At 71.5% G+C, this 20,210-nt stretch carries 21 protein-coding genes; 13 read left to right on the top strand and 8 right to left on the bottom strand.

Annotated features, from left to right (window positions below; genetic code table 11):
* The first annotated feature begins 68 nt into the window (after positions 1–68).
* From A3CQ_RS0109790 to A3CQ_RS0109760, 7 genes are read left to right on the top strand one after another with little or no spacing between them, the layout of a single operon-like run.
* Positions 69–1,316: a cytochrome P450 gene (locus A3CQ_RS0109790; protein ID WP_020510752.1), complete on the top strand. Its 1,248-nt coding sequence runs from the start codon at positions 69–71 to the stop codon at positions 1,314–1,316.
* Positions 1,313–2,248 (top strand): PDR/VanB family oxidoreductase, encoded by a 936-nt coding sequence (locus A3CQ_RS0109785; protein ID WP_020510751.1) that lies wholly within the window; start codon positions 1,313–1,315, stop codon positions 2,246–2,248. The genes A3CQ_RS0109790 and A3CQ_RS0109785 overlap by 4 nt, the downstream gene beginning before the upstream one ends.
* Positions 2,249–2,258: 10 nt before the next feature.
* Positions 2,259–3,059, top strand: a complete 801-nt coding sequence (locus A3CQ_RS0109780) for an acetoacetate decarboxylase family protein (RefSeq protein WP_020510750.1) — start codon at positions 2,259–2,261, stop codon at positions 3,057–3,059.
* Positions 3,056–4,537, top strand: a complete 1,482-nt coding sequence (locus tag A3CQ_RS0109775; protein ID WP_020510749.1) for an aldehyde dehydrogenase — start codon at positions 3,056–3,058, stop codon at positions 4,535–4,537. The genes A3CQ_RS0109780 and A3CQ_RS0109775 overlap by 4 nt, the downstream gene beginning before the upstream one ends.
* On the top strand, positions 4,525–5,460 hold the full coding sequence (locus A3CQ_RS0109770; RefSeq protein WP_020510748.1) for a 3,4-dihydroxyphenylacetate 2,3-dioxygenase: 936 nt from the start codon (positions 4,525–4,527) through the stop codon (positions 5,458–5,460). The genes A3CQ_RS0109775 and A3CQ_RS0109770 overlap by 13 nt, the downstream gene beginning before the upstream one ends.
* On the top strand, positions 5,460–6,311 hold the full coding sequence (locus A3CQ_RS0109765) for a fumarylacetoacetate hydrolase family protein (protein ID WP_020510747.1): 852 nt from the start codon (positions 5,460–5,462) through the stop codon (positions 6,309–6,311). Before A3CQ_RS0109770 ends, A3CQ_RS0109765 begins: the two co-directional genes overlap by 1 nt.
* Positions 6,308–6,973: a gamma-glutamyl-gamma-aminobutyrate hydrolase family protein gene (locus tag A3CQ_RS0109760; RefSeq protein ID WP_020510746.1), complete on the top strand. Its 666-nt coding sequence runs from the start codon at positions 6,308–6,310 to the stop codon at positions 6,971–6,973. Before A3CQ_RS0109765 ends, A3CQ_RS0109760 begins: the two co-directional genes overlap by 4 nt.
* Here A3CQ_RS0109760 and A3CQ_RS0109755 read toward each other — a convergent pair.
* Entirely contained in the window at positions 6,939–7,451 is a 513-nt protein-coding gene (locus A3CQ_RS0109755; RefSeq protein ID WP_020510745.1) for a MarR family winged helix-turn-helix transcriptional regulator, read from the bottom strand. The two genes, A3CQ_RS0109760 and A3CQ_RS0109755, sit on opposite strands and share 35 nt — an antisense overlap.
* 90 nt (positions 7,452–7,541) lie before the next feature.
* Between A3CQ_RS0109755 and A3CQ_RS0109750 the strand changes: the two genes are divergently transcribed.
* Together A3CQ_RS0109750 and A3CQ_RS0109745 are read left to right on the top strand one after the other, a co-directional pair.
* On the top strand, positions 7,542–8,894 hold the full coding sequence (locus tag A3CQ_RS0109750) for a glutamine synthetase family protein (protein ID WP_020510744.1): 1,353 nt from the start codon (positions 7,542–7,544) through the stop codon (positions 8,892–8,894).
* On the top strand, positions 8,872–9,585 hold the full coding sequence (locus A3CQ_RS0109745) for a type 1 glutamine amidotransferase (protein ID WP_026205501.1): 714 nt from the start codon (positions 8,872–8,874) through the stop codon (positions 9,583–9,585). Before A3CQ_RS0109750 ends, A3CQ_RS0109745 begins: the two co-directional genes overlap by 23 nt.
* A 7-nt stretch (positions 9,586–9,592) precedes the next feature.
* Here the strand turns inward: A3CQ_RS0109745 and A3CQ_RS0109740 are convergent, their stop codons facing one another.
* Genes A3CQ_RS0109740 through A3CQ_RS52190 form a run of 3 tightly spaced genes read right to left on the bottom strand, consistent with a single transcriptional unit; the run spans position 9,593 to position 11,580 of the window.
* The gene (locus A3CQ_RS0109740; protein WP_157295603.1) at positions 9,593–10,135 is read right to left on the bottom strand and encodes a hypothetical protein; all 543 of its coding nucleotides are present in this window, start codon (positions 10,133–10,135) and stop codon (positions 9,593–9,595) included.
* Positions 10,136–10,146: 11 nt separating this feature from the next.
* Positions 10,147–10,590 (bottom strand): DUF6069 family protein, encoded by a 444-nt coding sequence (locus A3CQ_RS0109735; RefSeq protein WP_020510741.1) that lies wholly within the window; start codon positions 10,588–10,590, stop codon positions 10,147–10,149.
* A 12-nt stretch (positions 10,591–10,602) separates the two neighbouring features.
* Positions 10,603–11,580, bottom strand: a complete 978-nt coding sequence (locus A3CQ_RS52190) for an RNA polymerase subunit sigma-70 (protein ID WP_020510740.1) — start codon at positions 11,578–11,580, stop codon at positions 10,603–10,605.
* Between the two features lie 125 nt (positions 11,581–11,705).
* Here A3CQ_RS52190 and A3CQ_RS0109725 point away from each other — a divergent pair, with 125 nt between their 5' ends.
* Positions 11,706–12,344, top strand: a complete 639-nt coding sequence (locus tag A3CQ_RS0109725) for a DUF1062 domain-containing protein (protein WP_020510739.1) — start codon at positions 11,706–11,708, stop codon at positions 12,342–12,344.
* Here A3CQ_RS0109725 and A3CQ_RS0109720 read toward each other — a convergent pair.
* The 4 genes from A3CQ_RS0109720 to A3CQ_RS0109705 form a co-directional block, all read right to left on the bottom strand.
* Positions 12,339–14,729 carry a putative bifunctional diguanylate cyclase/phosphodiesterase gene (locus A3CQ_RS0109720; protein ID WP_020510738.1) on the bottom strand — a complete coding sequence of 797 codons (2,391 nt, stop codon included), beginning with the start codon at positions 14,727–14,729 and terminating at the stop codon, positions 12,339–12,341. The two genes, A3CQ_RS0109725 and A3CQ_RS0109720, sit on opposite strands and share 6 nt — an antisense overlap.
* Before the next feature lie 81 nt (positions 14,730–14,810).
* Positions 14,811–16,544 (bottom strand): ubiquinone-dependent pyruvate dehydrogenase, encoded by a 1,734-nt coding sequence (gene poxB, locus A3CQ_RS0109715; protein WP_020510737.1) that lies wholly within the window; start codon positions 16,542–16,544, stop codon positions 14,811–14,813.
* Positions 16,541–16,720 (bottom strand): hypothetical protein, encoded by a 180-nt coding sequence (locus A3CQ_RS60625; protein ID WP_157295599.1) that lies wholly within the window; start codon positions 16,718–16,720, stop codon positions 16,541–16,543. Before A3CQ_RS60625 ends, poxB begins: the two co-directional genes overlap by 4 nt.
* Positions 16,721–16,787: 67 nt before the next feature.
* Positions 16,788–17,318 (bottom strand): TetR/AcrR family transcriptional regulator, encoded by a 531-nt coding sequence (locus tag A3CQ_RS0109705; protein ID WP_020510735.1) that lies wholly within the window; start codon positions 17,316–17,318, stop codon positions 16,788–16,790.
* Positions 17,319–17,419: 101 nt separating this feature from the next.
* On the opposite strand from A3CQ_RS0109705, the gene A3CQ_RS0109700 reads away from it, so the two are divergent.
* The 3 genes from A3CQ_RS0109700 (at position 17,420) to A3CQ_RS0109690 (ending at position 20,193) form a co-directional block, all read left to right on the top strand.
* A complete protein-coding gene (locus A3CQ_RS0109700) occupies positions 17,420–18,283 on the top strand; it encodes an SDR family NAD(P)-dependent oxidoreductase (protein WP_020510734.1) in 864 nt (287 codons plus the stop codon).
* A gap of 96 nt (positions 18,284–18,379) precedes the next feature.
* A complete protein-coding gene (locus A3CQ_RS0109695) occupies positions 18,380–19,369 on the top strand; it encodes a daunorubicin resistance protein DrrA family ABC transporter ATP-binding protein (RefSeq protein WP_020510733.1) in 990 nt (329 codons plus the stop codon).
* A complete protein-coding gene (locus A3CQ_RS0109690; RefSeq protein ID WP_020510732.1) occupies positions 19,366–20,193 on the top strand; it encodes an ABC transporter permease in 828 nt (275 codons plus the stop codon). Before A3CQ_RS0109695 ends, A3CQ_RS0109690 begins: the two co-directional genes overlap by 4 nt.
* Positions 20,194–20,210: the final 17 nt, after the last annotated feature.

Below are 20,210 nucleotides of genomic sequence, written 5' to 3'. Positions count from 1 at the left end.
CTTGCGGATGACCCGCGTTCGCACATATCGTTTGGGTCCGAACGATATTCGACGCAGGAGGTTCGGCGATGAAACTCGACGAGGTCGACCTCGCCGATTACGACCGCTTCCAGCGGAACGAGGGCTGGGAGCAGTTCGACACGCTGCGGCGCGAGGACCCGGTGCACTGGAACCCGGAGCCGGCGCCCAACCGCGGGTTCTGGTCTGTCACGAAATATCAGGACATCTGGGCAGTGGATCGGGACACCAAGAGCTTCACCTCCGAGCAGTTCGTCAATCTCGAGGAGGTCGACGACGACCTCATGGACATCCGCCGGTCCCTCATCGAGACCGACGGGCAGCGCCACCTCGTCCTGCGCCAGCTCATCGCCCGCGAGTTCAGCCCGCGCAACCTCATGAAGAACTACGAGGGCTTCCTGCGCCGGCTCACCAAGCGCACCGTCGACGAGGCGCTGTCGGCCACCGAGTTCGACTTCGTCGAGAAGATCAGCGCCGACTTCCCGATCCAGGTCCTCGCGCGGCTGCTCGACGTACCCCTCGAGGACACCGGGCAGCTGATCGCCTGGGGCAACGAGATGGTCGGCAACACCGACCCCGAGTTCATCGAGCACCCACTCGACTCGCCCGAGAGCGAGAAGTACAAGCACCTGCCGTTCCGGTCCCCCACCACGCAGGATGTCTTCGACTACGGCCGGGCCCTGCGCGACCGGCGGCGCGGCGGCGACGGCACCGACCTGATCAGCCAGCTCGCCAACAAGCTGCCGTCGGACGGCGTGCCGATGACCGACAAGGACTTCGACAACTACTTCCTGCTGCTGGTGATCGCCGGCAACGAGACGACCCGGCACGCGATCAGCCAGTCGATGCTTGCGCTCATCGAGCAGCCCGAGCAGCTGCGCCTGCTCCAGGAGGACCCGTCGCTGATCGCGGGAAGCCTGGAGGAGCTGCTGCGCTGGGCCTCGCCGGTCTACCACTTCCGGCGGACGGCGACCCGGGACCTCGAGCTCGGCGGCAAGGCAATCAAGCAGGGCGACAAGGTCGTCATGTGGTTCGCCTCGGGCAACCGCGACGAGTCGGTCTTCGAAAATCCCTACACATTGGACGTACGCCGGCAGAACGTCGACCACCTGACGTTCGGCAAGGGGAGCCCGCATCTCTGCATGGGCAACGCCCTGGCCCGGATGGAGGTGCGGCTGATGTTCGAGGAGTTGCTGCCCCGCCTGCGCGACATCCAGCTGAACGGGGAGGTCGCCCGGGTCCGCTCCAACTTCGTCAACGGGATCAAGAAGTTCCCGGTGTCGATCACGCCGCGATGACCGAGTTCGAGGCCGACCTGGTGGTGCGGTCGGTCGAGCCGGCGGCCGACGGGGTGGTCGCGCTGACGCTGGCCCGCGAGGACGGCCGCGACCTGCCGGAGTGGACGCCGGGCGCGCACATCGACCTGATCCTCGGCGAGGGCCTGGTCCGGCAGTACTCGCTGTGCGGCCGCACCGGCGACCGGGCCCGCTGGCGGATCGCCGTGCTGGCCGTCCCGGAGGGCCGGGGCGGCTCGGTCCGGGTGCACTCCCTGGCCGCCGGCGAAACCGTCCGGGTCCGGGGGCCGCGCAACCACTTCCCGGTCGTCGCGTCCCGGCGCTACCTGTTCCTGGCCGGCGGCATCGGCATCACCCCGCTGCTCCCGATGATCCGCGAGGTCGCGGCGGCGGGCGCCGACTGGGAGCTGTACTACGGCGGCCGTTCCCGCGCGTCGATGGCCTTCACCCGTGAGCTCGCCGGGGATCGGGTCCACCTCGTGCCCGAGGACTCGCACGGGCGGCTCGACCTCGACGCCATCCTCGGCGTCCCCCGGCCGGGCACGCTGGTCTACGCGTGCGGGCCGGAGGGCATGCTGGCCGCGGTCGAGCAGCGCTGCGCGACGTGGCCGCCCGGAAGCCTGCATCTCGAGCGCTTCACCCCGCGGGCCGTCACCGGCGACCCGGGACATTCCTTCGAGGTCGTCCTCGCCCACTCCGGCCGGACCCTGCCGGTACATCCGGAGAGGTCCATCTTCGAGACGATCCGCGCCGCCGGGGTCAGCGTGCTCGGCTCCTGCCTGGAGGGCATCTGCGGCACCTGCGAGACCGAGGTGATCGACGGCGAGATTGACCACCGCGACTCGGTGCTCGACGACGAGGAACGTGCCTCGAACGAGGTCATGATGATCTGCGTGTCCCGCTGCAAGGGGTCACGCCTCACACTCGCGCTCTGAGGACGGGCACATGAAGGGCTTTTTCTATCCGCGTACGGCCGGCGGCGCGTCCTCGCTGATCCCGAGCCCGCCCTGGTACTACTCGGGCGACCTGCTCACGGTGGAGTACCGCACCGACCCGGCCCGGGTCGCCGAGCTGCTGCCCGCGCCGCTCGAGCTCGCGCCCGAGGACCCGGGCGCGGTGGCGATCATCTGGGCCGACTGGCAGTCCTGCTCGTCGAGCCGCGCGGAACTGCTCGACCCGGTCCGCTCGCAGTACAAGGAAGCCTTCGTGGTGGTCCGCTGCTCGTTCGAGGGCCAGGTCTTCTCGCGCTGCGTCTACATCTGGGTCGACAAGGACTTCGCCATCGCCCGCGGGCTGCACCAGGGGTACCCGAAGAAGCTGGGCTCGATGTGGCAGACCCGGCCGCACCCGTTCGGGCAGGCGGCGCCGCAGATCGCGGCCGGCGGCATGTTCGGCGCGACCCTCGCGGCGGCCGACCGGCGGATCGCCGAGGCGGTGCTGACCCTGCGCGCGCCCTCCGACTCCAACGGATTCGTCAACGGGCACCCGATGGCGCACCACCGTTTCTACCCCGGCATCGAGCGCGGGGCTCCGGACGCCTACGCCGAACTGATCCGCTCCGGTGCGGCCTCCTTCGACGGGGGCCAGGCCTGGGCCGGGGACGTCGAGCTCCGGCTGTTCGAGTCGCCGACCGAGGAGCTGTCCCGGCTCACGGTCGACGAGGTGATCGGCGGGTACTACCGGCAGGTCGGCGTCGTCTGGGACGGCGGCAGCACGCTCGCCCACCTGGCGAAGGAGGACGGATGATCGAGGTCGAGGGCGTCAAGGTCGACACCCGGCACTGGATCGGCGGACAACGAGTCTCCTCCAACCGGACATTCACCGATGTTTCCCCGATCGACGAGTCATCCCTCGGCGAGATCGCGGCCGGCGGCGCGGACGAGGTGGATCTCGCAGTGGCGGCGGCACGGGAGGCGTTCCCCGGGTGGGCCTCGATGAGCGCCGCCGAGCGTGGCGACATCCTGCGCCGGGTCGCCGACGGCATCGACGCCCGCCGCGAGGACCTCGCCCGGGTCGAGACCCGCGACAACGGCTCGCTGCTGCGCTCGCACCGCCGCGGCGTGATGTCCCGGGTGGCGATGAACTTCCGCTTCTTCGCCGACTACGCCGAGAAGCTGGCCCACCCGGACCTGGAGATCCGCGGGCACCGCGAGCGGATCACGTACGACCCGGCCGGCGTCACCGCGATCATCACGCCCTGGAACGCGCCGCTCATGCTAGCGACCTGGCGGATCGGCCCGGCCCTGGCCGCCGGCAACACGGTGGTGCTCAAGCCGCCGGAGTGGGCGCCGCTGACCGCGTCCCTGCTCGCCGACATCGCGCACGAGGCCGGACTCCCGGCCGGCGTCCTCAACGTCGTGCAGGGCACCGGCGCCGAAGCCGGGGCGCCGCTGTCCCGGCACCCGGGCATCAACCGGCTGTCGTTCACCGGCTCGGTGCCGACCGCCGGGATCATCGCCGCCGCGGCCGCGCCGAACATCGTGCCGCTCTCGTTCGAGCTGGGTGGCAAGTCGCCGCTGCTGGTCTTCGCCGACTGCGATCTCGACCTCGCCGTCGACCTGGCCGTCGAGCAGTTCGACAACGCCGGCCAGGTCTGCCTGGGCGCGTTCCGAATGCTCGTGCAGGACAGCATCGCCGCGGAATTTCAGGCCCGCGTGATCGAACGGGCCCGCGCGCTCGTGCAGGGCGACCCGCGCGACGAGCGGACCGACGTCAGCGCGCTGGTCAGCCGCGCCCATTTCGAGCGGGTCAGCGGCTTCGTCTCACGTGCCGTAGAGGATGGGGCGCGCGTCGCGCTGGGCGGCGGGCCCAACTCCGAGCTCGGTGGCCTCTACTACTCCCCCACGATCCTGGTCGACGCCAAGCCCGGCAGCGAGATCCTCACCGAGGAGGTGTTCGGCCCGGTGCTGACCGTCCAGACCTTCGCCGACGAGGACGAGGGCGTCCGGATGGCCAACGAGACCCGCTTCGGGCTGGCCGCCACGCTGGTGACCGGCTCGCCGGATCGGGCCGAGCGGGTGAGCGCGCGGCTGAACGCGGGAACAGTCTGGGTGAACTGCTTCTTCGTCCGCGATCTGGGCGCGCCGTTCGGTGGCAACGGCAAGTCCGGCATCGGGCGCGAGGGCGGCACGTACTCGTTCGACTTCTACTGCGACGTCAAGAACACGGTCTTCAGCCCGAACGGATGGAAGGCTCAACGGATGGACGGCTCATGGGTGAGGTAGTCGGGGCCGGGCTGATCGCCCACGTGCCCACGATCGTGCTGCCGGAGGAGACCCGCCGCGAGCTCAACCACGGCGAGGACTCGACCCTGGTCTCCGGCCTGCACCGGCTGCGCAAGGAGGTCTTCGACGTCGTCGAGTACGACACCGTCGTGGTGCTCGACTCGCACTGGGCCACCACGGTCGAGTTCGTCGTCACCGCTCAGCAGCGCCGGGCCGGCCTGTTCACCTCCGAGGAGTTGCCACGCGGGATGTGCCGCCGGCCGTACGACTTCCCGGGCGACCCCGCGCTGGCCCACCTGATCGCGTCGAAGGGCGCCGGCCACTCGACCTGGATCACCGCGATCGACGACGACCACCTGCCGATCTTCTACGCCACCACGAACCTGTGGGAGTTCCTCGGCCAGGGCCTGCCCGAGAAGCGGTGGATCTCGATCGGCGTCTGCCAGACCGCCGACACCGAGGACAACCTGCGGCTGGGCCGGGCGCTCGGCGACGCGATCGCGGAGTCGGATCGGAGGGTGCTGCTGATCGCCTCCGGCGCCATGTCGCACACGTTCTGGCCGCTGCGCCAGCTGCGCGACCACGAGGCCGCCGGCAAGGAACACATCTTCAGCCCCGAGGCGTACGCGGCGGATATGGAGCGGCTGGAATGGTTCGCCGAGGGTGACCACGCGCGGGTCCTCGAGACGATGCCCGAGTTCTCCAAGTACAAGCCCGAGGCGCGCTTCGGGCACTACCTCATGATGATCGGCGCGCTCGGCGAGGGCGACTGCACCGCGCCGAGCCGGCAGTACGGCGAGTACGAGAACTCGGTCGGCACCGGCCAGGTCCACCTCTGGTTCGACCGCCCGTCCGCCGGCTTCCCCCGCCCGCACCGCACCGCGCCCGACCCCGACTACCTCCGCCAGACCTTGGATGTGTGATGACGCTGCGTGAGACCCGCCGGATCCTGCTGGACGGCAATGTCGTGGACGTCGAGCGCCGCGGCGACGAGCTCGTGGCCCACGACGGCCGGACGGTCAAGACGACCGACGCCGTCCACCTGCCCCCGGTCGTCCCCTCGAAGATCGTCTGTGTGCATCTCAACTACGCCTCGCGCGTGACCGAGATGATGGCGAAGCTGCCGCCGGCGCCGACCTACTTCCACAAGCCGGTCAGCGCCCTGAACAGCCACGACGCAGCGGTCGTACGGCCGGCCGGTTGTAAATGGCTCAACTACGAGGGCGAGATCGCGATCGTCATCGGCCGCACCGCCCGCAACATCTCCCCGGCCGAGGCCGGCGACTACATCCGCGGCTACACGGTCGGCAACGACTACGGCCTGCACGACTTCCGGGACACCGACGCCGGCTCGATGCTGCGGGTCAAGGGCTCCGACACGCTCTGCCCGCTCGGTCCCGGCCTGGTCGAGGGCTGGGACTTCCGCGGCAAGCGGATCCGGACCCTGGTCAACGGCGAGGTCCGGCAGGACGGCAACACCGACGAGATGAACTGGGACATGCACTACCTGGTCGCCGACATCGCCCGCACCATCACGCTGCAGCCCGGCGACGTGCTGATGTCCGGCACCCCGGCGATCTCCCGCACGGTCCACCCCGGCGACGTCGTCGAGGTCGAGGTCGAGGGCCTGGGCACGCTGCGCAACCACATCATCGAAGGACCCACTTCCATCCGTACGGATGTGGGCGCGCAGCCGACGGAAAGCGAGGAGGTGCTCTCCACCGCGCAGGGCGGCGACTGGGAGTTCCGCGGCATCCGGGCGCCCCGCCGGTGAGCGCGCGGCCGCTGATCGCGATCCCGGCCCGCTTGTCGGAGCGGGCCTCGGCCCTGCGGTTCCGCGCCGAGGTCAACGCGTACAAGCTGATGGAAGCCGTCTTCGAAGCCGGCGGCGAGCCGATGAGCGTCCATCCCACCCGGCCGGTCGGCGACGACGAGGTCCGCGACCGGCTGCACTTCGCCGACGGCGTGCTGCTGCCGGGCGGCGGCGATCTGGCCGCCCGCTGGGCCGGGCAGGACACCCACGCCAGCGAGTACGACGTCGACGAGGTGCAGGACGCGTTCGACCTGGCGGTGGCGCGGGTCGCGATCGAGGACGGGCGGCCGCTGCTGGCGATCTGCCGCGGCCTGCAGGTGGTGAACGTGGCCCGCGGCGGCGACCTGATCCAGGACCTGCCGACCCCGCACCGGCGCGTGCACGTCGTCGGCGGCCTGACCGTCTCCTGCCATCACCACCAGGGCATCGGCCGGCTCGGCAAGGGCCTGCGGGCGATCGCGCACGCCGACGACGGCACGATCGAGGCGCTGACGCTCGACGACCACGAGGGGTGGTTCCGCGGGGTGCAGTGGCATCCGGAGGACACCGCCGGCGCCGACCCCGATCAGGCCGCTCTCTTCGAGGGCCTCATCCGGGCAGGCCGGTCTCCTCGATCGTGGTGACGATCTCGCGCAGGCTCTTCGTCATGCCCTTCGTGTCCTGACCCGAGAGGCGGCCGACGACCTTGGTCTCGATCGCGTTGAACTTCGGGTACAGCTCCTCCATGAGCTTCTTGCCCTCGGCCGTGAGGTAGAGCTCGACCAGCCGCCGGTCGTCGGTGCGGCCGCGTTTCTCGAGCCAGCCCCGCGACTCGAGGGTGCGGGCCACCCCGGTCAGCGTCGCCTTCGAGATCGCGGCGGCCTCGGCGGCGTGCCGCGTCTCCATCCCGTCGAAGATCCACACCACCCACAGCACGACCCATCCGGTCCAGCTCAGGTCGTACGGCCGCAGCAGCTCGTTCCAGATGTACGACCGCACCGCGTTGGCCGCGCGATAGATGCTCGACACGGCGTGCGCCGCCTCGAAGTCGAGCCCGAGCGACTCGACGTGCTCGCGCATCGCCCGCTCGGTCTCGACGAGGCTGGGATGGTGGTCGGTCATGGAAGCGATCGTAGCTATTGACACGGTCGTTTGGGTCCGTACGATCTGCTGTGATGCCCGGCACAATCGCCCTTCCAAGGAGTTGAGCCCATGCTCTCTGTCGACGCGCACGCCATGGAGGCCGCGCAGGCGGAGCTCACCGAGCAGAACATCGATGTCGTACGACTGGCCTACAGCGACCTGATCGGCGCGGAGCGCGGACGGGACCTCCTGGTACGCCACTTCGCCCGCACGGTCGGCGACGGTGTCGCCTTCTGCCGCTCGATCTACGGCACCTCCCCGATGGGCGACGTGATCGACATCGACGGTGGCCTGTCGGCCGGGCTGCCCGACGTGCTCGCCCTGCCCGACCTCTCGACGATCCAGCCGGTGCCGTGGGAGCCGGGCGTCGCGCACGTCATCGCCGACGTCTTCAACCCCGACGGCTCCCCCGCGCAGGAGAGCCCGCGCACCGTGCTGCGCCGGGTCGTCGAGCGGTTCGCCACCCTCGACATGAAGCCGATCGTCGGGCCCGAGCTCGAGTTCTACGTGATGGAGGAGAGCGCCGGCGCACCGAACGGCTGGAAGCGGTACGGCGAGGGCACGGGCAACGTCTACGTCGCCGGCTACAAGGGGGACCCGGAGAACACGCTGCTCGCGTCGCTGCGCCGGCTCGAGGCGTACGGGCTGGACGTGGTCGCCGCCAACCACGAGTTCGCCTCCGGCCAGTTCGAGATCAACCTGTGGCACTCCGAGGCGATGGACGCGGCCGACCGGGCGTTCCGCTTCAAGAACGCGATCCAGGAGCTGGCCCGCATGCAGGGCAAGATGGCCACGTTCATGGCCAAGCCGTTCAACGACGAGGGCGGCTCGGGCTTCCACCTGCACTTCTCGGTCTCGTCGCCGGACGGCGCCGCGCTCTTCGACGACCCGCAGGGCGAGGACGGGCTGTCCCAGGTCGGCCGGTCGGCGATCGCGGGCATCCTCGCGCACGCGCCGGCCATCGCCGCACTGCTGAACCCGACGGTCAACTCGTACAAGCGGTTCGGCCCCGACACGCTCGCGCCGTGGCTGATCGACTGGGGTCTGGACAACCGCAGCGCGATGGTCCGCATCCCGCCCGAGCGCGGCCGCGCGGCCCGGCTCGAACTGCGCCTCGGCGACGCGTCGGCGAACCCCTACCTCGCGACGGCAGCGCTGATCGCGGCCGCGTACCTGGGAATCCGCGACAAGCTCGAACCACCGGCCAAGCTGGAGGGGTACGGCTACGACGTCACCAAGGCGGCGAAGCTGCCGGGTGACCTGCCGGCGGCGATCGCCGCGCTCGAGGCCGACACCGAGATCGCCGACCTGCTCGGCCCGCAGTTCATCGCCACGTTCCTGGCCTACAAGCGCAATGAGCTCGAGCGGTTCGCGCAGTGGGTCACCGACTGGGAGTTCCGTGAGTACAGCTACCACCTCTGAGGTTCTGATCGTCCATCACGACCACGCCTCCCCGGCCGGGCCGGTCGCCGAGCGCTTCGCCTTCCACGGGTACGCGGTCGTCGACCACCTGGTCGTGCCGGCCTCACATTTCTCCCACCCCGGCGTTTTGACTGATTTTCCCGATTTTTCGGGATTTAGTGCAGTGGTGGTGCTGGGCTCGCCCTGGTCCGCCTACGACCACTCGCTGATCGGCAGCTGGGTGGTGCCCGAGATGGCTCAGCTGCGGCGGGCGGACGCGGCCGGCGTGCCGGTGCTGGGCATCTGCTTCGGCGGGCAGCTGCTCGCGGCGGCGCACGGCGGCAGCGTCGCCGCCTCGGACGCGCCGGAGATCGGCTGGGCGGACGTGGCCAGCGACGACGAGACGCTGGTGCCCGGCGGACCGTGGTTCCAGTGGCACTACGACCGCTGGACGCTGCCGCCGGGCGCGAAGGAGCTGGCCCGCAACCCGGCCGCCTCGCAGGCGTTCGTGCTGCGCCGGAATCTCGCCCTGCAGTTCCATCCCGAGCTCACCGCCGCGTCGCTGGACGGCTGGCTGAGCAACGGCGGCGCGGCCAAGGCGGCCGAGCGGGGCATCGACGTTTCCCTGTTGAGAGAGCGCACCTCGGTGGACGGCGCCGGTGCCATCGAGCGAGCGTATGCCCTCGTGGACGGTTTCCTGCGGCAGATCTGACGCCTGGTCACGGGCTGCACGCGCCGTCGGCGCCGAGCGGGCCGATGCTGAATTCGGGACCGGCCGCGGCGAACGCGCCGTAGACGCAGGCGGCGCCGGTCGAGGCCGCGAAGACCGGCCCGGCGCCGACGACGACGCTCGTCAGACCGGCGGCCCGTAGCGTGTCGTCGACCGCCGGCCCCTCGGGCACGCTGCGGAATCCGCTCGTGAGCAGGGAGAACTGAAGCCGCAGGACGTAGACGCACGCCTCGGCGCCGGGGACGGCGGCCGGCGGAACGGTTCCGCGGCGCGGCGTCGGATGGTGCTGCTCGGCCAGCGCGCGCCGGGCACGTTGCTGGGGATCGCCGCTGTCGTAGGACGCCGACGGGTCCACCGCCGGCATCGGCGCCGGGCTCCGCGTGCAGGACGCCTCTTCGGACGAGGCTGGGGCCGAAGCCGCAGCTCTGCTGGTGACGGTACCCGGGGAGCCCGCCGACGAACTCCCCGCCGGCGCGCAGCCGGTGAGCAGTACCACCACGGCGACGATCGTCAGCCGGCGCTTGCTCCGCACGGTGGTCGAGGCTAGCGAACCCGGTTGCGGAGACTCCGGGCCAGGGTGGGGATCATCACCGCCGCCGCGACGAGGTGCAGCCCGATGAGGGCGGCGGTGGTAGCGGCGTCGGCCCCGGAGATGAGGGGCGGGACCAGCGAGATCGCGGTCAGCACCCCCGCCGTCCACACGAAGCGCTCGGCGGGGCGGGCGCTCCACCGCAGAAGGGCGGCGGCGATGACGATGCCCACGACCGAGAAGAAGCCGGTGACCACGGCGAACCCGGGCAACGGGATCGTCTCGCCACCATCGGGCATCTCGAAGTCGACGCCGGCGGCCCGGGCGAGCGCGGCGGCAAGCGTGGTGGCCACCATCGCCCCGAGCGCGGCGACGAGACCGGTGCCGGCGAGCCCGCGGGCCCGGCGGATGTAGCTGGTCCCGCCCGCGACGATCCTGGTGTCATTCGTGCTGGCCATGTCGTTCCCCCGTCACTCGGTGATCTCGTCGGCCGGCAGGCGCGCCGGCAGCCCGAGCCGCGGGAACTGGTCACCGTGGAACGTGACGATCTCGGTGATCGCCCCGCCGGTGATGCGCAGGACGTCGATCGTCAGCGGCAGGTACGCGCCGTCCGGCTCCCGCCGGTGGTAGAAGGCGACCGCGGGCTGCCGGTTCACCGAGGTGGGCACGGCCCGCAGGTGCTCGAGGTCGGTGAAGCCGCTCTCGGCCCAGTCGCTCACCACGGCGTCGCGGCCGACGAACAGGCCCGGCGTGGGCGGCATCGAGCAGCGGACGTCGTCCCGCAGCAATGCGGCGATCCCGGCGATGTCCGTGGCCACGCTGGCCTCGGTGAAGCGGCGCACCAGCTCCCGCGTCCCCGCGTCCTCCTCGCCGCCGGTCCAGTCCTGCCGCTCGGCGGGCAGGTGCTCCCGCATGCCGGCCCGGGCCCGCTGCAGCGCGCTGTTCACCGAGTTGACCGAGTCCCCGAGCAGCTCCGCGACGTCCTTCGCCGGCCAGCCGAGCACGTCCCGCAGGATCAGCACGGCGCGCGGGCGCGGCGCGAGGTGCTGGACCGCGATCAGGTACGCCAGCTCGATCGTTTCCCTTGTGACGGCGACGGTCTCCGGCTCGTCCGCGTCACCCGCGGGCAGCTCGTCGAGCAGCCGGTCCGGGTAGGGCTGCAGCCACAGCACCTCCCCGCCGGTCGCCGGCTCCGGGCGGGACCTGGCCAGCAGGTCCAGGCAGGCGTTGGTGGCGATCCGGTACAGCCAGGCCCGGAACGTCGACCGCCCCTCGAACGTCTCCCGCCGCCGCCAGGCCCGCAGGAACGTCTCCTGCACCGTGTCCTCGGCGTCCTCGAACGACCCGAGCATCCGGTAGCAGTGCACGTGCAACTCCCGCCGGTGCCGCTCGGCCAGCCCGGAGAATGTCGGCTCGTCGACGTCACTCAGCCGCGTGTCCGCACTCATTACGTCATCCTTCCGTCCCGTCGTGTTCCGTCGTAGGTGTGACGGGTGCGGACCCGATAACTCATCACCGAAATTCGTTTGTGTTCCGTCGCGGCGTTTTCGTAGGTTGCCGATACCCCTTCGCTGTGCGGACAGAGGACGAACCGCGTGATCACGCCTGCTCTGTAGACCTGACGTTTTCCTCCGAGCATTCGCAGGCCGACGCCTCCGTCGGCTTTGCCGGGCTGCCCTGGATCGTCCGCCGGACCGGGCTGCCTCTGCTGTCGGTGCGGTGCGTCGACTGCCCGTCGAGGTCGGCCACCACGGGCAAGGGGAGATTCCGCGTCAACGCCAACGGCAAGCTGCTGGACGTGTGGCTTCTGGTCCGCTGCGTGTCCTGCGATCGCACTAGCAAGCTCGCCGTCCACGAGCGGGCAACGGTCAGATCCCTCGATCCGGCCTTGCTCGACGGCTACCACGCCAACGATCCGGAACTGGTGGCGGCCACCCTGCTGGATCCGCCGTTCGCCCGGCGCCACGGCCTCGCCCTGGACTGGCGGGGAGCCTGGCGGCTGGACGCTCCGCCCGCTCGGCTCGACGAGGCGTGGCCCGTACGCGTGGCGGTCGAGTTCCAGGATCCGGTGCCCGTTCGTCCCGACCGGCTCATCGCGCACGGGCTCCGCCTCAGCCGGAACGAGGCACGGCGGCGGATCAAGTGCGACGTCTCCCTGCGGCGCCCCACGACCGCCGGCTTCACCTTCGTGGTGATGGCGCCGGCGTCATGACTGGCCGGTGAGTCTCCCGTCATTCGATCCCGCCCCCGCTGCCAGCCGTGTCGTGGCGCGGCCGGCGGCGGGCGGCCGGTTCAGGGGAGCCCGGCTGCCGGCCGGCGTCGCGGACCGCTGGCGGGCCAGCAGGCTCGACACGCCGTCGGCGGTCATCGGCTCGGCCAGGTGGAAGCCCTGGCCGACGGTGTAGCCGAGATCGCGGAGCACGGCCGCCTGCTCGGCGCTCTCGACCCCCTCGGCCACCGTGTCCAGGCCGAGCGCCCGGGCGAGCTGGCTCACCGCGCGCGCCACCGCCTGCCGGGCGTCGGCCGGCCGGCCGTCGTCGATCTCGATGCCGTCCACGAACGACTTGTCCAGCTTGATGATCGCGGCGGGGAAGGCGCGCAGCAGGCTCAGCGACGACTCGCCGGTGCCGAAGTCGTCCAGGGCGAGGCGGATGCCCATCCGGTCGAGCTCGAACAGCGCCCGGGAGACCTGCTGGCCGCGAAGCACCGCCGACTCGGTCACCTCCAGCACCAGCCGCTCGCAGGGCAGCCCGCTGTCGGCGAGCGCGCCGGCCACGTCCGCCACGAAGTCGGGGTCGTGCAGTTGCCGGGCGGACACGTTCAGCCCGGCCTCCTCCAGCGCGTCCGGCCCGAACTCGGCCAGCCACGCCGCCGCCTGGCGGCAGGTCTCGCGCAGCACGAACCGGCCCAGCGGCACGATCAGGCCGGTGCTCTCCGCGGCCGGGATGAACTCGGCCGGGCCGACCTCGCCGCGGGCCGGGTGGTGCCACCGGATCAGGGCCTCCACGCCGATCATCCGGGTGCCGTCCAGCCGCATGATCGGCTGGTAGACCACGCGGAACTCGTCGTTCTCCAGGGCCCGCCGCAGCTCGCCGCCGAGCTGCATGTGGGCCAGAACGGGCTCCTTCATGCCGTCCGCGTAGCGCACGAAGCACGCCTTGCCCCGCTGCTTGGCGTTGTACGTCGCGACGTCGGCGTTCAGCAGCACCGAGTCGACGGTGGAGCCGGGCCCGGCGACGGCGATGCCGATGCTGGCCTGCACCAGCAGGCGGTGCTCGCTGATCGGCTGGGCGAGCGCGGCCAGCAGCCGCCCGGCCAGCGCCTCGGGATCGGTGCCGGCGCCGGTGAGCAGCACCGCGAACTCGTCACCCCCGGCCCGCGCCGGCAGTCCGACGTCCCCGACCTCGGCCTGCAGCAGCCGCGCGACCGAGACCAGCAGGCGGTCGCCGGCCCCGTGGCCGAGCAGGTCGTTGACGGTCTTGAAGTCGTCCAGGTCGACGAGCAGCACCGACGCCGAGCCGGTCGTGGCCAGCGCGGCCGTGAGCCGGTCCCGGAACAGGGCCCGGTTGGCCAGCCCGGTGAGGCCGTCGTGGCTGACCTCGTACTGCAGCCGCTCCTCCTGGATCCGCGTGTTCCGCAGCAGCCGGGCGTTCTCCCGGTACGCGATGTACTGCCGGACCGTGACCAGCGCCGTCACCGCGACCGTGGCCACCAGCGCGACCCGGACCGGCCAGCGCAGCGGCTCGCCGAACGCGACCGCGATCAGCGGCACGTCGACCGCCACGATCGCCAGGTAGGGCAGCAGCACGCCCAGGCGGCCCGGTCCGCGGCGCGGCTCGCGACCGGCGCGCCCCTGCGCGGCGACGCCGAGCGTGATCAGCAGCGGGGCCAGCGGCATCACGATCGCCTGGGACGGGATGCTGCCGAAGTACCCCAGCCGCACGGCGAGCACGGCGACGACCGCGGCCGGGGCCCCGAACGCCGCCGCGACGAGCCGGATCGCGGTGCGGTCGACCGGGCCGCCCTCGATGTACGACACCTTCGTCGCGGCGGCGGTCGCGATCAGGAAGCACAGCCCGACCAGCAGCATCGCCTGCCGGCTCCACGGCTCACGGGCCGACAGCATCGGGGCCAGCCCGACGTACCACAGCACGGCCGCGCAGCCGAGGAACGCGATCGTCCGATCCAGCGCCACGCGCCACCGCTCGACACCGTCGGTGGCGACCACCGGTACCCTGGCCAGCGCCCAGATGGCGATCACGATCCCGGCGGCCACGCAGCCCGCGGCCGGGATCGGCATGCTGCGGGTGCGGGCCTCGGCGGCATGGGTGATCATGTCCACGGCCAGCCAGCCGTAGCCGACCGTGATCGCGCCGACGGCGAACAGGACGGCCCGCCAGAACCGCCGGGCGACCGGATCGAGGCCGCCGCGGGTCAGGTGACGGACGGACGCGACCGCGACCGCGCCACCGATCGGCACGAAGACGTACGCGATCGTCTCGGTCCCGGCGCCGACGGTCAGGTAGGCCACGCACCAGGCCGTGCCGAGTACGACGACGGCGGCGGTGGCCCGCACGTATCGCCCGGACAACGTCACGGCCCGAACACTATCGGCCTTGATATGTGCCTGATCTCCCCCGAACGTTCCACTTTCACCAATGGTCCGTGGGTCAGAACGTCATTCCCGCGCGAGCTGCCGCAGGTTTGCCCCGGCGACCTCGACGACGTCGTCGCCCGAGCCGCTGAGGATGGATCGGGTCGCCCACAGCGTGAAACCCCTGGCCTGCGCCAGGCTGACCTTCGGCGGGATCGACAGCTCGTGCCGCACGGTCGCCACGTCGATCACGGCCGGCCCGTCGTGGGCGAACGCCTCGCGCAGGCCGTCCTCCAGCTTCTCCGGGTGGTCGACGCGGACCCCGTGCAGGCCGATCGCGCGGGCCACCTCGGCGAAGTTCGGGTTGTCCAGCTCGGTGCCGTAGTTGACGAACCCGTCCGCCTTCATCTCCAGCTCGACGAAGGCCAGCGCGTTGTTGTCGAAGACGACGACCTTGACCGGCAACTTCTGCTGGCGCAGCGTGACCAGCTCGCCGAGCAGCATCGCGAGGCCGCCGTCGCCGGAGAGCGCCACCACCTGCCGGCCCGGGTGGGACGCCTGCACGCCGATCGCCTGGGGCAGCGCGTTGGCCATCGAGCCGTGGTTGAACGAGCCGATCAGTCGCCGCCGGCCGTTCATGGTGAGATACCGCGAGGCCCACAATGTCGGGGTGCCCACGTCGGGCAGGAACACGGCGTCCGGTGCGGCGATCCGGTCGACCGCCGCCACCACCGACTGCGGGTGCAGGGGTCCCTTGCCGCGTCCCGCGCGAGCCAGAGAATCAAACCGGTTTCGCGTACGCCGGTAGTGCGCCCGCATGCGCTCCAGGTGCTCGGTGTCGCGGCCTTCGCGCAGCCGCGGCAGCAGGGCGCCGATGGTCTCCTTGACCCCGCCGACCAGGGGAACGTCGACCGGGACCCGCCGTCCGATGTGCTCGCCGCGGATGTCGACCTGCACGATCGTCGCGTGCTCCGGGAAGAACGGCCGGTACGGGAAGTCGGTGCCCAGCATGAGCAGGGCGTCGCAGTGCTCCATCGCCCGGTATCCGGAGGGGAAGCCGAGCAGACCGGTCATCCCCACGTCGTACGGGTTGTCGTACTCGACGAACTCCTTGCCGCGCAGCGCGTGCACGATCGGCGCCTGCAGCCGCTCGGCGATCTGCAGCAGCTCGGCGTGCGCGCCCTGGCAGCCCGCCCCGGCCAGGATCGTGACCCGGCCGGCCCGGTTGAGCGCGTCGGCCGCCGTGGCCAGGTCGCCGTCGGACGGCACGACCACCGACTTCGTCGGCAGGATCTTGGTGATCCTCGTGTCGTCGGCGGTGGAGGCGCGGAACACCTCGCCCGGCACGACCAGCACCGCGACGCCGCGACGCTCGATGGCGGTCCGCATGGCGATCTCGAGCAGCCGGGGCAGCTGCTCGGCGTCGCTGACCAGTTCGCAGTAGACGCTGCACTCGCGGAACAGCTCCTGCGGGTGGGTCTCCTGGAAGTAGGCCGTGCCGATCTCGGCGCGCGGGATGTGGGCCGCGATCGCCAGCACCGGCACGCCGCTGCGCTGGGCGTCGAACAGGCCGTTGATCAGGTGCAGGTTGCCCGGGCCGCAGCTGGCCGCGCAGACCGCGAGCCGCCCGGTGGTGGCGGCCTCCCCGGCGGCGGCGAACGCGGCGGCCTCCTCGTGCCGCACGTGCTGCCAGGCCAGGTCGCCGTCGCGGCGCAGCGCGTCGGTCAGACCATTGAGGCTGTCGCCGGGCAGGCCGTAGACGCGATGCACGCCGGAGGCCTTCAGGGTGGCGACGATGTGGTCGGCGACGGTCCTCACGACTTGCCTCCGCGCGGGGTGACGGCCGCGAACGCGGCGGACGAGTCGGGCAGCGTGCGCTGGAACAGGCCCTCGTCGCGGAGGCTGTCGGTGCCGCCGGCGCGCCGGTAGCGCAGGGAGAGCAGCGCGTCCATGGCGAGCGTTCCGACCGCGCCCAGGGGCGTCGTCCTTGTCATCGCAGGTCCCTTCAGTTCGTGAAAATGTCGCGAGGGAAGGTCTTGGCGCTGGGGCCCGAGGATCCGGCTACCGGGCGCGGACCCCGTCCAGCAGCAGCCCGACCAGCCGGGTGGCGAGCTCCCGCTGCCGTTCCTCGGCCGCGATCAGGGTGATCCCGCCGAGCGCCATGAGCAGATCGTTCGGCTCGATCCCCGGGCGTACGCCCTCGGTGGCCAGCAGGGCGGCGATGGTCGCCCGCAGCCGGTCGCGGGTCTGCTGCTTGTCGTCGTCGGAGGTCAGCACCGCCCGCAGGGTCTCGCCCAGCCCGCGCTTGGCCGCCATGAAGTCGACGAACAGCTCCATCCACTCGCGCAGGGCGTCGACGCCCGGCCGGGTGGCGGCGAGCTCGAGGCCGGCCGCGCAGAGCCGGTCGACCTCCTGCCGGTAGACGGCCTCGACCAGCGCCTCCCGGGTCGGGAACCGGCGGTAGACCGTGCCGATGCCGACGCCGGCCTCCCGCGCGATCGCCTTGAGCGAGGCGCCGGTGCCCTCCCGCTCGAAGGCCCGGGCGGCGACCTCCAGCACCCGGTCGTGGTTCTCCCTGGCGTCCGCGCGCACGGGTGACCCTCCCCACTTGCTAACCGGACCTCGGTCCGCTTATCGTTCGAGATGCAACCGGACCCCGGTCCGCTTAACCACTGTAGCAAGGGAGCAAGGCCATGAGCTTCGACGCCACCTCCACCGCCGCCGACGTCATCGCCGGCGTCGACCTCACCGGCAAGCGCGCCATCGTCACCGGCGGCGGCTCCGGCATCGGCCTCGTTACCGCCCGGACTCTCGCCGCCGCGGGCGCCGAGGTGACCGTCGCTGCCCGAAATGTCGGCACATCGGCGGAACTCGACCTCGCCGACCTCGACTCGGTCCGCCGCTTCATCGACCGCTGGACCGGCCCGCTGGACATCCTGGTCAACAACGCCGGCGTCATGGCCACCCCTTTGACGCGTACACCCCAAGGTTTTGAATTGCAGTTCGCCACCAACCACCTGGGCCACTTCGCGCTGACGCTCGGCCTGCACGACGCCCTCGCGGCGGCCGGCGACGCCCGGGTCGTCGTGGTCAGCTCGGTCGGGCACGTCAACGGCGAGGTGCTCTTCGACGATCCCAACTTCGAGCATCACCCGTACGACCCGTGGGCCGCGTACAGCCAGTCGAAGACCGCCGACATCCTGTTCGCCGTGGAGGCCGCCAAGCGCTGGGCGCCCGACCACATCGCCGTCAACGCCCTCAACCCGGGCCGCATCTGGGGCACCGGCCTGAGCCGCCACATGGAAACCCCGCCCGACTCCTTCGACCCGGCCGGCGCCACCGGAGTCTCGGTCAAGAACGTCGAGCAGGGCGCCGCCACCTCGGTGCTGCTGGCCGCGTCGCCGCTGGTCGAGGGCGTGACCGGCAAGTACTTCGAGGACTGCCGGGAGGCCGGTCCGTACACGCCGGGCGTGCGCCGGGGCGTCGCCGCGTACGCCATCGATCCGGCGAAGGCCGCCCGCCTGTGGCGACTGTCACTCGACCTGACAGCGGCCTGACAGCCCCGTATCAGCGGCGTGTGCGCGGGATGTCAGCGCGACCCGCCAGTCTCCTTCCCGAGGGCCGGCCAGGCCCGCGAACGAAGGGACAGGATCATGAGCGATCTCGTGGTTCGCGCGGAGGGACTCCGCAAGCGATTCGGCAAGACACAGGCGCTCGACGGGGTGGATCTGGCGATGCGCCGGGGCACGGTGCTCGGCGTGCTCGGGCCCAACGGCGCCGGCAAGACCACCGCGGTACGGGTGCTCGCCACCCTGCTGCGCCCCGATGAGGGCCATGCGGAGGTGGCCGGCATCGACGTGCTCAAGGAGCCGCAGCGGGTGCGCCGCCGCATCGGTCTCACCGGCCAGTACGCGAGCGTCGACGAGGACCTGACCGGCACCCAGAACCTGGTGCTGATCGGCCTGCTGCTCGACCTCACCAACAAGGACGCGAGGAAGCGCGCGGCCGAGCTGCTCGAATGGTTCGACCTCGCCGAGGCGGCCGACCGCCCGGCCAAGACCTACTCCGGCGGCATGCGGCGCCGGCTCGACCTGGCCGCGAGCCTGGTCGGCCACCCCGAGGTGATCTTCCTCGACGAGCCGACCACCGGCCTCGACCCGGCCAAGCGCGAGGACATGTGGGGCGTCGTGCGCACCCAGGTCACCCAGGGCGCCAGCGTCCTGCTCACCACCCAGTACCTCGACGAGGCCGACGCGCTCGCCGACGAGATCGTGGTGATCAACAAGGGCCGCGTCATCGCCCACGACACCCCGGAGGGGCTCAAGCGCCGCGTCGGCGGCCTGACGCTCAAGGTACGCCCGGCCGACCCGGCCCGGGTGCCGGACGCCCTCGCCGTGCTCGACGCGGTCGCCGCCCCCGGCACGAACGCGTCGGCCGACGCCGCCGCCGGTGCCCGCCCGGGCGCGGTGAGCGTGCCGGTCTCCGGCGACAGCGCGCTCGACGAGGCGCTGCCGGCGCTGCGCCGGGCCGGCATCGAGGTCGTCGACCTCGGCCTGCACCTGCCCAGCCTCGACGAGGTGTTCCACGCCCTCACCCGCGACCAGGCCGACTCCGCCGCTGCCAAGGAGGCTGAGCTCGTATGACCACTCTTGACGTTCCCGTGCGCAACATCGTCGGCGACATCGACAAGCCCCGCGGCGGATCGCTCGCCGCCCTGGCCCGGCACAGCGTCGCGCTCGCGCGCCGAAGTCTGATCAAGACCATCCGTACGCCGGAGGCCCTGATCGACGTGACCCTGCAGCCGGTGATCTTCCTGCTGCTGTTCACCTACCTGCTCGGCGGCGCCATCTCCGGCGGCGACCGGCACGCCTACCTGCAGTTCCTGCTGCCCGGCATGCTGGCGCAGTCGCTGGCGATGGGCGGCATCGCGCTCGGACAGAACCTCAACGCCGACATCGAGAAGGGCGTCTTCGACCGTTTCCGGTCGCTGCCGGTGGCCCGCTCGGCGCCGCTGGTCGGCGCCGTCGCGGCCGACGTCGTCCGCTACTTGACCGTCTGCCTGGTCATGCTCGGCTTCGGCACGATCATGGGCTTCCGGGTCGAGACCGGCTTCGTGCCGGCGGTCGCCGCGGTCGCCCTGTCGATCGGGTTCGGCCTGTGCTTCTGCTGGATCTCGGTCTGGGTCGGCATGCTGGTCCGCACCTCGGGCGCCGTGCAGGGCGTGATGTTCCTGCTGGTCTTCCCGCTCTCGTTCGGCAGCAACGTCTTCGTGCAGACGGACACGCTGCCGGGCTGGCTGCAGGGCTTCGTGCACGTCAACCCGATCACGCCGTTGGTGGGCACGATCCGGGGGCTGCTCGTGGGTGGGCCGGTGGCTGGGCATCTGTTCTGGACTCTGGTGTGGATGGCCGGGTTGCTGGTGGTGTTCGTGCCGCTCGCTCTCCGGGCCTACGCGCGTCGGGCCTAGGTTCAACACCGCAGGGC

This window comes from Paractinoplanes globisporus DSM 43857 (assembly GCF_000379645.1).
Taxonomy (GTDB): Bacteria; Actinomycetota; Actinomycetes; order Mycobacteriales; family Micromonosporaceae; genus Actinoplanes; species Actinoplanes globisporus.
Note: the sequence above shows the minus strand (reverse complement) of the source record. Positions and strands in the feature narration are given on the sequence as shown.